The 15,606-nt window shown below is 49.2% G+C and carries 14 protein-coding genes and 1 pseudogene; 11 read left to right on the top strand and 4 right to left on the bottom strand.

Annotated features, from left to right (window positions below; all coding sequences use genetic code 11):
• Window positions 1-21: 21 nt before the first annotated feature.
• Window positions 22-1,278, bottom strand: coding sequence for a glutamyl-tRNA reductase (hemA, locus tag H650_RS00910; protein ID WP_044489342.1), 1,257 nt, complete (start codon window positions 1,276-1,278; stop codon window positions 22-24).
• 198 nt (window positions 1,279-1,476) lie between these two features.
• Here hemA and lolB point away from each other — a divergent pair, with 198 nt between their 5' ends.
• The 4 genes from lolB (at window position 1,477) to dauA (ending at window position 5,821) form a co-directional block, all read left to right on the top strand.
• Window positions 1,477-2,097 carry a lipoprotein insertase outer membrane protein LolB gene (gene lolB / locus H650_RS00905; RefSeq protein ID WP_016495805.1) on the top strand — a complete coding sequence of 207 codons (621 nt, stop codon included), beginning with the start codon at window positions 1,477-1,479 and terminating at the stop codon, window positions 2,095-2,097.
• The gene (gene ispE, locus H650_RS00900) at window positions 2,094-2,960 is read left to right on the top strand and encodes a 4-(cytidine 5'-diphospho)-2-C-methyl-D-erythritol kinase (protein ID WP_016495804.1); all 867 of its coding nucleotides are present in this window, start codon (window positions 2,094-2,096) and stop codon (window positions 2,958-2,960) included. Before lolB ends, ispE begins: the two co-directional genes overlap by 4 nt.
• A gap of 125 nt (window positions 2,961-3,085) precedes the next feature.
• Window positions 3,086-4,033 carry a ribose-phosphate diphosphokinase gene (prs, locus tag H650_RS00895; protein ID WP_017457137.1) on the top strand — a complete coding sequence of 316 codons (948 nt, stop codon included), beginning with the start codon at window positions 3,086-3,088 and terminating at the stop codon, window positions 4,031-4,033.
• 108 nt (window positions 4,034-4,141) lie between these two features.
• Complete coding sequence (dauA, locus tag H650_RS00890; RefSeq protein WP_071925191.1) at window positions 4,142-5,821, top strand: C4-dicarboxylic acid transporter DauA; 1,680 nt, start codon at window positions 4,142-4,144, stop codon at window positions 5,819-5,821.
• Here dauA and H650_RS00885 read toward each other — a convergent pair whose 3' ends face one another.
• Both H650_RS00885 and ychH read right to left on the bottom strand, forming a co-directional pair.
• Entirely contained in the window at window positions 5,822-6,856 is a 1,035-nt protein-coding gene (locus tag H650_RS00885) for a MerR family transcriptional regulator (protein WP_016495801.1), read from the bottom strand. It abuts the gene before it with no gap.
• A gap of 112 nt (window positions 6,857-6,968) precedes the next feature.
• Window positions 6,969-7,244, bottom strand: a complete 276-nt coding sequence (ychH, locus tag H650_RS00880) for a stress-induced protein YchH (RefSeq protein ID WP_016495800.1) — start codon at window positions 7,242-7,244, stop codon at window positions 6,969-6,971.
• 271 nt (window positions 7,245-7,515) lie between these two features.
• Here ychH and pth point away from each other — a divergent pair, with 271 nt between their 5' ends.
• The 3 genes and pseudogenes from pth to H650_RS25860 all read left to right on the top strand — a co-directional run.
• Window positions 7,516-8,100: an aminoacyl-tRNA hydrolase gene (pth, locus tag H650_RS00875; protein ID WP_007371851.1), complete on the top strand. Its 585-nt coding sequence runs from the start codon at window positions 7,516-7,518 to the stop codon at window positions 8,098-8,100.
• A 126-nt stretch (window positions 8,101-8,226) separates the two neighbouring features.
• Entirely contained in the window at window positions 8,227-9,318 is a 1,092-nt protein-coding gene (gene ychF, locus H650_RS00870) for a redox-regulated ATPase YchF (RefSeq protein ID WP_016495799.1), read from the top strand.
• A 336-nt stretch (window positions 9,319-9,654) separates the two neighbouring features.
• A pseudogene (locus H650_RS25860) lies at window positions 9,655-9,868 on the top strand (IS3 family transposase); the annotation flags it as partial.
• Between the two features lie 22 nt (window positions 9,869-9,890).
• On the opposite strand, the gene H650_RS00865 reads toward H650_RS25860, so the two are convergent.
• Window positions 9,891-11,099, bottom strand: a complete 1,209-nt coding sequence (locus tag H650_RS00865; protein WP_044489341.1) for an acetyltransferase domain-containing protein — start codon at window positions 11,097-11,099, stop codon at window positions 9,891-9,893.
• 1,094 nt (window positions 11,100-12,193) lie between these two features.
• Between H650_RS00865 and H650_RS25850 the strand changes: the two genes are divergently transcribed.
• The 4 genes from H650_RS25850 to H650_RS00845 all read left to right on the top strand — a co-directional run bounded on the left by H650_RS25850 (window position 12,194) and on the right by H650_RS00845 (window position 15,425).
• Complete coding sequence (locus H650_RS25850; protein WP_016495797.1) at window positions 12,194-12,352, top strand: DUF5993 family protein; 159 nt, start codon at window positions 12,194-12,196, stop codon at window positions 12,350-12,352.
• 11 nt (window positions 12,353-12,363) lie between these two features.
• On the top strand, window positions 12,364-12,924 hold the full coding sequence (locus tag H650_RS00855) for a disulfide bond formation protein B (RefSeq protein ID WP_016495796.1): 561 nt from the start codon (window positions 12,364-12,366) through the stop codon (window positions 12,922-12,924).
• Between the two features lie 870 nt (window positions 12,925-13,794).
• On the top strand, window positions 13,795-14,577 hold the full coding sequence (locus H650_RS00850) for a hypothetical protein (protein ID WP_016495795.1): 783 nt from the start codon (window positions 13,795-13,797) through the stop codon (window positions 14,575-14,577).
• 101 nt (window positions 14,578-14,678) lie between these two features.
• Window positions 14,679-15,425 carry a hypothetical protein gene (locus H650_RS00845; RefSeq protein WP_016495794.1) on the top strand — a complete coding sequence of 249 codons (747 nt, stop codon included), beginning with the start codon at window positions 14,679-14,681 and terminating at the stop codon, window positions 15,423-15,425.
• The last annotated feature ends 181 nt before the right edge of the window (window positions 15,426-15,606 follow it).

The following is a 15,606-nucleotide window of genomic DNA, read 5'->3' as shown; positions in this document are numbered from 1 at the left end:
TAATAATAAGAGAGTGTTGTGCTAATCCAGCCCGAGGCTGTTGCGCAGAATATGCAGGCGCTCATCGTCCCCGTCACGAGCGGCCTGCTGAAGAGATTTGGTTGGGGCGTGGATAAGGCGGTTAGTCAGTTTCCACGCCAGATCTTGCATGATAGCTTGCGGATCGCCGCCCTGCTCCAGCGCGGCAAGCGCTTTGGCGGTCAGTTCATCGCGTGCCGTTTCAGACTGGCTGCGGTATTCGCGAATGGTCTCGCTGGCGCTTTGCGCACGCAGCCAGGCCATAAATTCACTGGTTTCCTGGGCGACGATGGTTTCCGCCTGCACCGCCGCGGCTTTACGCTGCGCCAGGTTGTGCTGAATAATACTTTGCAGATCGTCGACGCTATAAAGATACGCGTTCGCCACTTTGCCCACTTCCGGCTCGACATCGCGCGGCACGGCGATATCCACCAGCAAAACAGGCTGATTACGCCGCGCTTTCATCGCGCGTTCCATCATTCCTTTACCAATAATTGGCAGCGGGCTGGCGGTGGAACTGATCACGATATCAGCATCTTTCAGGCGCTCATCAATATCGCTTAAAGCAATGACTTCCGCACCGACTTCATCCGCCAGCGCCTGCGCGCGTTCACGCGTACGGTTGGCGATGATCATTTTCTGCACTTTATGCTCGCGCAGGTGGCGCGCAACCAGCTCAATGGTTTCGCCTGCGCCCACTAACAGCACGGTCACCGACGCAAGCGATTCGAAGATTTGCCGCGCCAGCGTACAGGCGGCGAAAGCGACCGATACCGCACTGGCGCCAATATCGGTTTCCGTGCGCACACGCTTGGCGACGGAGAATGATTTCTGGAACATGCGCTCCAGATCGCTGGCGTTGTCATGACCACGCCGGGAATCGGCAAAGGCCTTTTTCACCTGGCCTAAAATTTGCGGCTCGCCGAGAACCAACGAATCCAGCCCGCTCGCCACACGCATTAAATGGCTGACGGCGTCATTATCCTGGTGCCAGTAGAGGCTCTGGCGCACTTCGTCTTCACGCAAATGGTGATAATCACACAGCCAGCGCACCAGCGCTTCTTGCAGGTTGTCCCGCTCTTCAACGCTCAGGTAGAGCTCGGTACGGTTGCAGGTTGACAGCACCACACCGCCTTGCACCATCGGCTGTGACAGCAGGCTTTCTAACGCCTGGTCAAGCGTTTCCGGCGAAAATGCAATGCGTTCTCGCAACGAAACGGGAGCCGTTTTGTGATTGATGCCAAGTGCTAAAAGGGTCATGAGCGCGGGAATAGTACCAACGTTGATAAGGTTAGACTGTACGCATCATACAGGATGAGTGAGGTCAATAAAAGAGACACTACCCTTTCGGAGTAATTGGTAATTTAATGATTTAAGACAACTTGAACGTAGACGCTGTTTCAGAGCGGCGCTAGCATTAAGCGTAATACTGCAACCTCGCAAGGATTTCCACTCGTTATGACTCTGCCAGACTTCCGTTTTATTCGCCTGCTGCCGCTGGCAAGCCTCGTGTTAACCGCTTGTACGCTCAATGCGCCAAAAGGGCCGGGACAAAGCCCGGATTCGCCACAGTGGCGAGAACACCAGCAACAGGTGCGCAGCTTAAATCAGTATCAAACGCGCGGCGCATTCGCTTATATATCTGACGAGCAAAAAGTGTATGCCCGTTTTTTCTGGCAGCAAACCGGTCAGGATCGCTATCGTCTGTTGCTGACCAACCCGCTGGGCAGCACCGAACTGGAACTGAACGCCCAGCCGGGTAACGTGCAACTGGTGGACAACAAAGGCAAACGGTATACCGCCGATGATGCCGAAGAGATGATTGGCAAACTGACCGGCATGCCGATCCCACTTAACAGCCTGCGCCAGTGGATCCTTGGTCTGCCAGGCGATGCCACCGATTATAAACTCGATGCGCAATACCGCCTGAGCGAGTTGAATTACAGCCAGGGCGGCAAAAACTGGAAAGTGGTATATGGCGGGTATGACAACAGCCAGCCCTCCCTGCCGGCCAATATGGAGCTGAGCGACGGCAAACAGCGCATCAAGCTGAAAATGGACAACTGGATTGCCAAATGACGACGTGGCCCGCTCCGGCGAAACTCAACCTGTTTTTATACATTACCGGCCAGCGCGCCGATGGCTACCACACGCTGCAAACCCTGTTTCAGTTTCTTGATTATGGCGACACGCTGAGCATTGAACCGCGCCGCGATGGAGAGATCCGCCTGCTGACACCGGTCGAAGGCGTGCCGGACGAAGAGAATCTGATTGTACGCGCCGCACGTCTGCTCATGCAGCGCGCGGCGCAAAGTGGTCGTCTGCCTGCGGGTAGCGGCGCAGAGATCGCTATCGACAAACGCCTGCCGATGGGCGGCGGGCTCGGCGGCGGGTCGTCGAATGCTGCCACCGTGCTGGTCGCCCTCAACCATCTGTGGGGCTGTAAGCTGAGCGTCGATGAGTTAGCCGAACTCGGCCTGCGACTGGGTGCCGATGTGCCGGTGTTTGTCCGCGGTCACGCGGCTTTCGCCGAAGGGGTTGGCGAAATCCTCACCCCGGTCAATCCGCCGGAAAAATGGTATCTGGTGGCGCACCCTGGCGTCAGCATTCCCACGCCGGTAATTTTCAAAGATCCCGAGCTGCCGAGAAATACGCCGCAAAGGTCAATTGATACGTTATTAAAATGTGAATTCGGCAACGATTGCGAGGTTATCGCAAGAAAACGTTTTCGCGAGGTTGATGCCGCGCTTTCCTGGCTGTTAGAATACGCGCCGTCGCGCCTGACTGGCACAGGAGCCTGTGTCTTTTCCGAATTTGACACCGAATCCGCCGCTCGTCAGGTGCTTGAGCAAGCCCCGGAATGGCTGCACGGTTTTGTCGCGCGAGGCGTCAACCTCTCGCCGCTAGCGCAGACCATCGCCGGGCAAGCTGAGCTCCGGTGACAACGTCACACCTGTTCCAGACGTTGCATCGCGCTCTTTAATACACCGCATGGATAGAATTCAGCCCTGACCGCACATTTTGGCCGATTCTATCCACCACTGGACGCATGCCTGAGGTTCTTCTCGTGCCTGATATGAAGCTTTTTGCTGGTAACGCTACCCCGGAACTAGCACAACGTATTGCCAACCGCCTGTACACTTCTCTCGGCGACGCCGCCGTAGGTCGCTTTAGCGACGGCGAAGTCAGCGTACAAATCAATGAAAATGTACGCGGTGGTGATATTTTCATCATCCAGTCCACTTGTGCCCCTACCAACGACAACCTGATGGAATTGGTTGTGATGGTTGATGCCCTGCGCCGTGCTTCCGCAGGTCGTATCACCGCGGTCATTCCTTACTTTGGCTATGCCCGTCAGGATCGCCGCGTGCGCTCCGCCCGTGTACCGATTACCGCAAAAGTGGTTGCCGATTTCCTCTCAAGCGTCGGCGTTGACCGTGTACTGACCGTTGACCTGCATGCTGAACAGATTCAGGGCTTCTTCGATGTACCGGTAGATAACGTATTCGGTAGCCCAATCCTGCTTGAAGATATGCTGCAACTGAACCTGGACAACCCGATTGTGGTTTCCCCGGATATCGGTGGCGTCGTTCGCGCCCGTGCGATTGCCAAGCTGCTGAACGATACCGATATGGCGATCATTGATAAACGCCGTCCGCGCGCGAACGTCTCCCAGGTGATGCACATCATCGGTGACGTGGCAAACCGCGACTGCGTCCTGGTTGACGACATGATCGATACCGGCGGTACGCTGTGTAAAGCAGCAGAAGCGCTGAAAGAGCGTGGTGCGAAACGCGTGTTCGCCTATGCCACTCACCCGATTTTCTCCGGTAATGCGGTAAATAACCTGCGCAACTCTGTGATCGACGAAGTGGTTGTCTGCGACACCATTCCGCTGAGCGATGAGATCAAAGCGCTGCCGAACGTACGTACGCTGACGCTGTCTGGCATGCTGGCTGAAGCTATCCGTCGTATCAGTAACGAAGAATCGATTTCCGCCATGTTCGAACATTAATCGTTGCTGTATAAAAAACCCGCTCAGGCGGGTTTTTTTAGCTTTAAATATTATTTGTATGATTTATTAATTAGTTATCGAATGATTTCCAGGGGACGCCAGACCATTGTGAACAGATTGTTCTCACCTCATGTCATGCCTTTTCGCGCGCTAATCGACGCGTGCTGGAAAGAAAAATACACCACCGCCCGTTTCACCCGCGATCTGATTGCCGGGATAACGGTTGGTATTATCGCTATCCCGCTGGCGATGGCGCTGGCGATCGGCAGTGGCGTGGCACCGCAATACGGGCTTTATACATCGGCGGTTGCCGGGATTGTTATCGCCCTGAGTGGCGGTTCGCGCTACAGCGTTTCCGGTCCGACGGCCGCCTTTGTGGTGATCCTGTACCCGGTTTCGCAGCAGTTTGGTCTGTCGGGCCTGCTGGTAGCGACGCTGATGTCCGGTGTGTTTCTGATCCTCTTCGGGCTGGCGCGCTTTGGTCGGTTAATTGAATACATTCCGCTTTCTGTGACGCTCGGTTTCACTTCCGGGATCGGCATTACCATCGCTACCATGCAGATAAAAGATTTTCTCGGCCTGCAAATGCCGCATGTGCCGGAACACTATCTGCAAAAAGTCGGCGCGCTGGTGATGGCACTGCCGACAGTCAATCCGGGTGATGCGGCGATTGGTATTGTCACCCTCGCCACGCTGGTGCTGTGGCCGCGCCTGCGTTTACGTCTACCGGGGCATCTGCCCGCGCTGCTGGCGGGCTGCGCGGTGATGCTGGTGGTCAATCTGCTCGGCGGTCACGTCGCGACCATCGGTTCACAATTTCACTACGTGCTGGCAGATGGTTCGCAGGGCAACGGCATCCCGCAGCTGCTGCCGCAACTGGTGCTGCCGTGGGATCTGCCTGGTTCTGAATTTACCCTGACCTGGGATTCGCTGCGCGCGTTGCTGCCCGCGGCATTTTCTATGGCAATGCTTGGTGCTATCGAATCGCTGCTGTGCGCTGTCGTGCTGGACGGTATGACCGGCACCAAACATAAAGCCAACAGCGAGCTGATTGGCCAGGGGCTGGGGAATATCGCCGCACCGTTCTTCGGTGGGATCACCGCGACCGCAGCGATTGCCCGTTCGGCGGCCAACGTCCGCGCCGGAGCCACTTCGCCCATTTCGGCGGTGGTTCACTCACTGTTAGTGATCATGGCGTTACTGGCGCTGGCTCCCCTGCTCTCCTGGCTGCCGCTGTCTGCCATGGCGGCGCTGTTGCTGATGGTAGCGTGGAATATGAGTGAAGCGCACAAAGTGATCGATCTGCTGCGCCGCGCGCCGGTGGATGACATTGTGGTGATGCTGATTTGCATGTCACTGACCGTGTTGTTCGATATGGTGATCGCCATCAGCGTAGGGATTGTGCTCGCGTCGCTGCTTTTTATGCGCCGTATCGCGCGGATGACTCGCCTGGCCGTGGTAAACGTCAGCGTACCGGATGATGTGCTGGTGCTACGCGTGATCGGCCCGCTGTTCTTTGCTGCTGCAGAAAGTGTGTTCAGCGATCTGGAAACCCGTATCGCCGGGAAGCGCATTGTGGTGCTGAAATGGGATGCGGTGCCGGTGCTGGATGCAGGCGGGCTGGACGCTTTCCGTCGTTTCGTCAACCGCCTGCCGCAGGGTACTGAACTGCGCGTCAGCAACCTTGAGTTCCAGCCGCTACGCACGCTGGCACGCGCGGGTATACAGCCAATCCCTGGCCGTCTGTCGTTCTTCCCTAACCGTGACGCGGCCTTAGCCGACCTGTAATCATGATGCGCGGCGGCGCATCATCACCTCAATCGCCCGTTGTAGCCATTGCAGCACGTCGGGCGTCATCCAGGTTCCCGTCATCAGATGCGGCTCCTGTTGCATCGCCCTGCGGAATTTTTGCTGCGTTTGCGGATCGGTTCCGGCATAAGACTGGAACAGCTCCAGCCAGTTAGCGGCCAGCGCCTGCGCTTCGTCAGACTCTGGATCTACTGCCTGACGTTGAGCGGTATGCAGTTTCGCCACCAGCGGCGGCCACTCCAACATGCGGTCAAAATAGTGCGCCCGGGTAAACGCCATCTCTTGCGCAGACAAATAACGCTGCCAGATAGCGAGCTTGCTTTCCGCAAAACTGTGGGTAATAAAATCGACCGCTTCCTGCGTAATGCCTGTTTGCTCACGCATTTGGGGCTCCACGCGGTGCATCTCATTTAAGCGGGTCAGAAACTCCGGTTTGTTGGCAGTATCCTGCTCCAGCCGCGTCATCCAGCGGGTTGCCAGCTCCATCGCGCGCGGATCATCCACCGGGCACTTCTGCGCTAAAAGGGTTTGCACTTCGCTCACCATTTGCGCCCAGAATCGTTCGCGAGCCTCATCGCGCGAGGCAAACGGTAATTCCTGTAACTCTTGCGGACTAAACCAACGATCGTACATTTTCATTAACTCCAGGGTCCGTAGCCAGGACTCCAGATCGGGCTCCACGCCGCTGGCGAGACCATCACGCAACACCGCAAGCTGTTCGCGCAGAGTGACAATATTGCGCATTTGCTTGTCGAGCAGCATGATTTGGTCATCCAGTAATTCCGCCAGCGGACGCGTTTCCCGCGCCAGATAATCCCCGATTGCCGCCAGTTCCATACCCGCTTTCGCCAGCGCCTGAATCATATGCAGGCGTTTGACATCCGCGAGCGCATAAAGCCGGTATCCGGCGGCGCTTCGGGCAGAAGGCAACAGCAAACCGATTTGCTCGTAGTGGTGCAACGTACGCACACTGATCCCCGCACGTCGCGCTAACTCCCCCACCTGAATCAACATAGCTGCTCCTTTCTCGCCCACAGACTGGACTATCGGGCCTCACGTTACGTGAGGGTCAAGAAAAAAGCCAAAAAAAACGGCTCCCGCAGGAACCGTTATCGAAACTGACTTTTTAACTATGATGTTGCCGGTCCCTGCGGCAGCGTTTGTCATAATGACGCACCCACCAGTACTTATCGCACACCTGCTCATGACCACTTACGCGGGCGCCAGCGAGCCAGAGAACGGCGCCGAGGAAGATGCTCAGCACAGCGCCATGGGCAAAAAACTGCGGCAGGTTAAGTTGCGGCAACTGGTTTAAAATGGAATAACCAACGCCGACAACCATCACGACCAACCCCAACCCCATAAGCACATTACCGAGCAACGAAGCGTTTTTGCGTTTCATCTGTCACCTCCGGAACGACGGGTTGGATGGGATAACCCCAATCCTTGTGTGTAAAGTATAGACAGCCACCCTTTTAGCGGTTGCGGGCACGATCACAATTACACATCTATGACTAACACAAATTTACAAATAACCTACTGAACTACATGAAATTCGAATGGTTGATGTGAGCAATCATTATCATTTTTCGCGTTTCGCCGGGAGAATTTTGTCTTCGCGTCCCGCACAACGTAAACTACGCGCCGGACATTGATCTGGTCAGGAATAAAAAGTGACGATTAAACTGATTGTCGGGCTGGCGAACCCCGGCGCTGAATACGCCGCGACGCGCCATAACGCGGGCGCCTGGTATGTCGATTTGTTGGCGGAGAGAGCCCGCGCGCCGCTGCGCGACGAACCGAAGTTTTTCGGCTATACCTCGCGCATCAATCTGGCGGGTGAAGACGTGCGTCTGCTGGTTCCCACGACATTTATGAACCTGAGCGGTAAGGCGGTCGCGGCAATGGCGACGTTTTATCGCATCAACCCGGACGAAATCCTCGTCGCCCACGATGAGCTGGATCTGCCGCCAGGCGTGGCGAAATTTAAACTGGGGGGCGGCCACGGTGGCCATAATGGTCTGAAAGATATCATCAGTAAATTAGGCAATAACCCCAATTTTCACCGTTTACGCGTTGGAATTGGCCATCCGGGTGATAAAAACAAGGTTGTCGGTTTTGTGCTGGGTAAACCACCGGTTTCCGAACAGAAGCTGATTGACGAAGCCGTAGACGAAGCGGCGCGTTGTACCGAGATCTGGCTGAAAGACGGTTTAACCAAAGCCACCAATCGCCTGCATGCCTTTAAGGCGCAGTAAGCGGGTTGCGGCGGCATTTTTGCCGCGCGTAACAGCGGTTACGTGTATAATAGCCAAAGTTATTCACTTTTCTACAATCTGTTTTTCGCAACAGGTTGATTATCAAGATATTAAGGTAATTACATCATGGGATTCAAATGCGGTATCGTTGGCCTGCCCAACGTAGGTAAATCCACCCTGTTCAATGCGCTCACCAAAGCAGGTATTGAAGCGGCTAACTTCCCGTTCTGTACTATTGAGCCGAACACCGGTGTCGTACCAATGCCCGATCCGCGTCTGGATAAACTCGCGGAAATCGTGAAACCGCAGCGTATTCTGCCGACCACCATGGAATTCGTCGACATCGCCGGTCTGGTAAAAGGCGCGTCCAAAGGCGAAGGTCTGGGCAACCAGTTTTTGACCAACATTCGCGAAACGGAAGCCATCGGCCACGTTGTGCGCTGTTTTGAGAACGACAATATCATCCACGTTGCGGGCAAAGTGAACCCGGCCGAAGATATTGACGTGATCAACACCGAGCTGGCGCTTTCTGACCTGGATACCTGCGAACGCGCTATCCATCGCGTGTCCAAAAAAGCGAAAGGTGGCGACAAAGATGCGAAAGTTGAGCTGGCCGCACTGGAAAAATGCCTGCCGCAACTGGAAAACGCCGGTATGCTGCGCGCGCTGGATCTGAGCAAAGAAGAGAAAGAAGCGATTCGTTACCTGAGCTTCCTGACACTGAAGCCGACCATGTATATCGCTAACGTGAACGAAGACGGCTTTGAAAATAACCCTTACCTTGACCAGGTTCGCGCTATCGCTGAGCAAGAAGGCTCCGTCGTGGTGCCGGTTTGTGCCGCCGTTGAAGCAGATATCGCCGAGCTGGACGATGAAGAGCGTGACGAGTTCATGGCCGAACTGGGTCTGGAAGAGCCGGGGCTGAACCGCGTGATCCGCGCAGGTTACGCCCTGCTGAACCTGCAAACTTACTTCACCGCCGGCGTGAAAGAAGTGCGTGCATGGACCATCCCGGTTGGCGCAACCGCGCCGCAGGCGGCGGGTAAAATCCATACCGACTTCGAAAAAGGCTTTATTCGCGCGCAGACCATCGCGTATGAAGATTTTATCGCTTACAAAGGTGAGCAAGGCGCGAAAGAAGCCGGCAAGATGCGTGCAGAAGGCAAAGAGTACATCGTGAAAGATGGCGATGTGATGAACTTCCTGTTCAACGTCTAAATAAGTTTTGTTGTCTCATGAGGTGTCATAACATCTCATAAATCTCACAAAACCCTCTAAAATCCACGCACTTGCGTGGATTTTTTTATTCCGTATTGTCGCATGAAAGCGCGGTCTGAAATGAATACATAGGTGAGGTGCGTACAATCAGTTTCCATTCTTATCTTGGGTGAGTGCAATAAAGCTATAAGAAATAGACAAGAACCCGCTAGAGCCGCAAGGTCAATGACGCATCTAACACCTTTGAGCTGCTCGCTAAAGAATGGTTGCAAATAAAAGACCGGGCAGAAACCACCAAAATGCGCCGAGGAGAGATGCTTGCACCTGTGGCAGGAAGTCATGAGTAAGGCAACGGGTCTGTCGTAACATCGTTCCAGCGGGCTAGCCGGTTTATCCCTGTCAACATGCCATAATGAGGCTCAGCCTCCGGCTGGCTGCTGATGCGCAGTTATCCGCGCACGTCACTGAACGGGCACCTGAACGCCGCCGCTTTGGTTACCGGCGTATCCGGGAGCTTCTGCAGCGTGAAGGTATTTACGTTAATCACAAGTAGGTCTATTGAATTTTACATCTTAAATATATGATAACCATCTATAATTATGCGTACTTTTATATTTCTGATATGCGGAGCATAAAGGATAAATAATAATAATTAACAACAACCACACAACATATACTAATAACAAATTTGGACTGTAGTTAGCCGGCCATTTTTCATCTGTATTTGAAGTTGGAAAATGGAGCCACCAACCGCCTGGCGAATTTAATATTAAACGTGAATAAATGCTTGCAAATATATGAATTAAATAAAGATGCACCAAATAGAAAAATAAAGACACCTTACCAAAACATAAAATAACCCCGTTGTTTTTAGGTTGCCATTTCTCCACTGCAGCTAATACTATAAAAAAAACACCTAACGTGAGCATAATAAAAAGCAATGAAGGCGGATACTTTGTTACATTTAAAAAGGAAAGTATACTGTAGGCGAGGTCATTCCCTTTAATAGTAAAGTGGTTGGCATCGCCGTAAATATTAAACCACCTTAACACACAAAAACAAACCAGTGAAATCAGACCTAAAATAAAGAACCGTTTAATCCTTAACTTAATTGGCAGTAAAAACCATGGTGCCAAATAATATCCTAAAAAAATCATACCAAACCAGGGTATTATTGGATAAAAAACCCTGACAGCCCATGAGCCAATATATATATCTCCTTGTACATGCAAAATATGAAAGATAATTTTAAAGAATCCGTCCGGCGCTGCGTATGTATCCATTAGATTATGACCAAAAAACGCAACCAAAGCGCATGCCAGTAGAAATGATCTTGATAACCAAATAAATGCAGAAAGCAAAATCATTGAAAACCCTAATATAAAAATAACCTGTATAATAACAAACTTATCAAAGTTAAATTTCCACGCAAAACTGACAACGGTTACCTCTAATAAAATCAACCATACTCCTCGACTAAACAGGAATACAGATAACTGCTGACGAGTACGCTTCAGACCATACAAATACGCACTAACACCTGCCAGAAAAATAAATGCAGGCGCGCAGAAGTGAGTAATAAATCTGGTCAAAAAAAGGGATATGGATGCATGAGATAAATCGGTTGGGTCGAATTCTGTAGGGCAAAATAAAGTGCGCACATGATCTAATACCATTAAAATAAGTGCTAAACCACGTAAAAAATCAATAGATCTCAATCTTGATGAATAGCTCTGGTTGCCTCTTGAGGGGAAGATTGCTGAATTTCCTATAGTATCCATTGTATCACCCCGCAGGCTGGATAAGTTGCCAAGGGTAGCGGTTTAATACGGGGTTTACCCGTTTTCTAAATGAGTTGTTCTTTAACAAGATGACAATTCCTCTGGAAAAATACCTCTAAGGTAATATTCATGATATTTTTCTATGTTAATGATTTCCATATATAATACAATCCTGTCTGCTGGAGCTCCGTTGCTTGCTGAAAACAGATTCTTTAAACATGGTATGTTGTACAATTAGGGACTAAACAGCATAAACGAACATCGATGACATTTTATTCAGCATAGAGATTTCTGATACTTAATAAATAATTGATTGAATCAGTTAAAGGATAGCATCCAAAAAACTCACTTTTGCTAGAAAATTCTGATTTTTTTATTTTTCACATCGGATGGCTTGCGCGGTATTAAATATGACATGTAATAAACTTTCAGCTTTTTGAAATATTGTATATTCCAAAAATTGTTTTTGCAGATAAACCATTCCCCCAGGAGGGGGCAAGTAAAAAACTCAAATTTTCATTCTATTCAAGATATTGTTGCAAAATTCGCGATGAGGTCGTTTTTTTCTCATTTAAATACCCTACCTTTCAAAAACATCTGCTAACCAGAAGCAGCTCACCAGGAAGGTCACCATAATATAATACTGAGGTCTGGCCTTTGCGAAGCACACGCATCAGCTCAACGCTATAGGATCTTTTTCGAAATAACACAAATATGGGTCTATTCTATGTTCTCGGTATAAGCTACTCTGTATCTCAGAGTTTTGGTGTTCCTGGGTTATTTTACTTTTTATCCAAAGGTTAACACCTCCAAGGACTTAATGATGTCTCTGGTATTGTTTCTGATTGCAGTAAGCATGGGAAAATATATTTTGTAGCATAATCAATATTACTTGTTATAGCGTTAGCTAAAGAGGTATTTCTTATATCTTAATGAATATACCCGTAACCAGAAAAAAGGAGGTGATCACTACAAACAAACGGTCGTATCCCTGACAATTCAAAGCATTCCAGATTGACATAATCTGTTTTCGCTCATATTAGGGTACGACAACACAGCAATCCCTTATCAATTGACATAAAGAGGAAATATTTATGTTCATGTTTTTGCCATTTTTGATTGCATTGGGTGTGATCCTGGCTGCCATAACCGGAAAGGAGAAAACCAGTTACATTCTTTGGGCAGCTTTATTGATCGTCACAATTTTATCATTCATTCACCATGTAACTGATCCACTGAGTTTATCATTTTAAGGAGCTATGCTATGAAAACCCAAACTCATCCAACGACGGTTGTCCACCTGGTTAATATGGTGGGACTTCTTGGAATATGCGTTTCTCTGGTTATAGCTTTTTATTATCAACTCGTTATGCATGAATTGCCTTGTCCACTTTGCCTGTTACAGCGAATTGGGCTCATCATCGCTGGTTTCGGTTTTTTATTTAACATTTACTTTGGACTACGAAACCTGCATTACGGGATGGTAATTATTGGCAGTATCCTCACAGGAATAATGGCATCACGGCAAATGTTTTTACATATTCTGCCCGGCGACAAAGGATATGGTTCTGCATTTCTTGGGCTGCATTTTTATACCTGGGCTCTGGTTACATCAGTTGTGATTATTGCTGCCACTGCGGTAGTTCTGGCAATCAGTGAGATGAATAGTTCGATTCGGCCATTAAATATGCCACCGGCGTTGTTCCGCATTGCCAGTTGGGGATTCCTGCTACTGATTTCAGCCAACCTTGTGTCAACTGTACTGGAATGCGGGGGTGGGCAATGTGCTGATAACCCGGTTATATATGAATTATTATCCAAGTAGCGTGTTTCTATTTCGGATAATGGTCTGACTAATTTTCTCTATCTAATGCTGCTATCCCCTTACCAAATTATTCTGGAGTAACTGTGATTTTTTGTAGACATACAGTACAGTGATTTTCAGTTATTTGGGGTATGGGGTAATGGAATGCAGCCCGGCGCAGATACATGCAGGTTTGATCATTTATAAACGCAGGTCGTTACACCTACAGATACTTGAATAACAGGAGATAAGATACGGTCCAGAAACCGCAATATACGTGCTTTGAGTGGGTTCCGATAGGCACACGAACAGTTTGAAATGGTGCGATAACCGGAGTCGAACCTGAGACCGCAGCATGGCGCATGCGACCTAACTCAAAAATGAGCATAGCAATAAGTACAAATAAACAAAAAATTAATAAAAAATATCATACAAATTATGTTTTAGCGTCAAATAAGATGTCTTATCTCATGAGGTTTAGTCAAACTTCATAGGCAACACAAAAGCCTATAAAATCAACGCTATTGCGTGGATTTTTCATTTCATAGCAACTTAACCCATCACGTCACACAATATAATTCGCATTACAATCAATATTTAATGCGATAAACACAGCGCATATGGCTCCGTAATTTACCCTGCCGTATTTACCGTATTGATATCAGATGCTTTCGTATTTATATTTCTTCCATTAGATTCATATTTCGAGGAAGTTAAAAAACCTCATATAACGACTATAAATTCGTTCTATATCGCAGGAAGCACTGAAATATATACAAGCCACTAATAAGCAACATTTTCGTTGATTACCCGGCGGCATTCTCTTTTATATCAATGAAACACAGTAATTTTTATAGCATACACGTCTATAACTTTGAGTGGAGAAATAATATGAATACTAACGCTTTGGATTTTGTGCTTAAAACACCGATTGAAACCACTGCCGATCTGGCACCGTTACTGGAACGTCTAAAGGGGGTACCGGATCATGGTCAGTCAAAAAGAAAAACCATGCTGACTGATAATAAAGTATCTGCACAAGTCAATGCCGGCAGCCTCATCTCATTTACCGAACGTTTGGATGGGCAGAATAAACAAGATGTGCAGAACTCAACACTGTTCGCTCAACTGGCGGCGGATAAACACTGCAACCGTTATACTGCGCCCATGGATTGGTATCGTTTTTATGTCAATGTACTGGGCCAAATTGGCTGGAACCAACCTGCTTTCGCGTTTGATACCTATACGTCAGGTGCCAGTACCGTAAAACTGGATGAGGCTGTGTTGGGGATCATTGCGCAAATCGCTACTGTCGGTGAGGTTGCATTAGTGGCAGCGGCAATGAAGGCGTTATCCAGCCTGAGCGATACCTCAAAGCAAATGCTTATCTGGGACGCGAAATCAAATTCGGAAAACACCGGTAATTTTCAAATTTTCCCGGCAGATCTGTTACCAAATGGCGATGTGGTAATGATGCTTGATGGTATGCAATTTGATGCAAAGCGCAATGAGGGGCGTTTTCTGTGGGTAACCTGGCAATCCACCTCGATCAAAATTCAACGCGCGGCAAATAAATTCGTCTTAAACGAAGGTGTTTATAAGGGGGTGCGCCAGGCCGTTATTGATAAACTGGGTGATCGGGCAATCGATATGATTGCAAATATTGAAATCTGATATCGAAATACGGTTATTTTAATCTGTCGTCCATGACGAAGTAATAAGCCATGTTATGGACGACCACCTATTATACTTGCGATACATTGCGAGGTTAATTTATGTTGTCACTCCTGAATTCCATCACGCTTCCTGAATTAACAGATCGAGAAAAAAAACTTAAATCTGCCGCCCGCTGTCCTGACCCGGCGATTGGTTCAGATGATGATAATTATGCGCAAATTAACGAAGGTATTGTGCTCTCTTTTGATAAAACCCTCTCCAGCCAACAGCGGGATGATGTGAGCCATTCTCTGTTATTCGCTCAACTTGCGGCAGATAAGAAATTTAACCGGCATTCTGCCACTCAGGACTGGCAGGAAAGTTTTACGGGTGTGCTTGCAACGGTAGGCTGGAATATGCTCCATTTTGCCAGTCAATCCATTGAGCTTTCAGCACCTGTCGACTGGGCTGCGTTAGTAAATCAGCATATTCCCGACGCGACACAGCCTCTGGCAGGCGCGAGTATTCACGCGGCGCAAGACCTCGCATTGACCTCGCCCGCTTTTACCTTATGGGAATCCGCGGCTATCAATCCGCACAAATATAGTGACGGCCTTTTCATTGTGACACCAACGCTGAATGTACAAAATTCGCCGCAAATCATTGTCCTGATGCTTGCTTATCACTTTACCAGTGATGTTGAGGGTTTTATGAAATGGCAAGAAGGCTATTCCATAGATATATACAAACTGGGACTCAAATTGAATGAAGATATTTACAACCAGCTAAGACAACCTATTCTTACAAAGCTTGGCGATCGCCCGGAATATCTGATAGCAAATATCCCAATGGATACAGCAATGTGATTGCCTGACGATAATACATACTAATCCCCTTTCTGACATGCTAATTATTTTAACGACGGCGGCGCTTATTAAAATTGATTAGCAACAGGACAACCCAACTGCTTAACCAATAAAAGCAGAGTGCTTATTTGATAGTTATCTGTGTAAGCACTCTTGTTTTTACCTGCAGGATATACCTGAA

The organism is Enterobacter sp. R4-368 (assembly GCF_000410515.1).
Lineage (GTDB): Bacteria > Pseudomonadota > Gammaproteobacteria > Enterobacterales > Enterobacteriaceae > Kosakonia.
The sequence above is the reverse complement of the archived record's forward strand: the minus strand, read 5'-3'. Positions and strand labels throughout refer to the sequence as shown.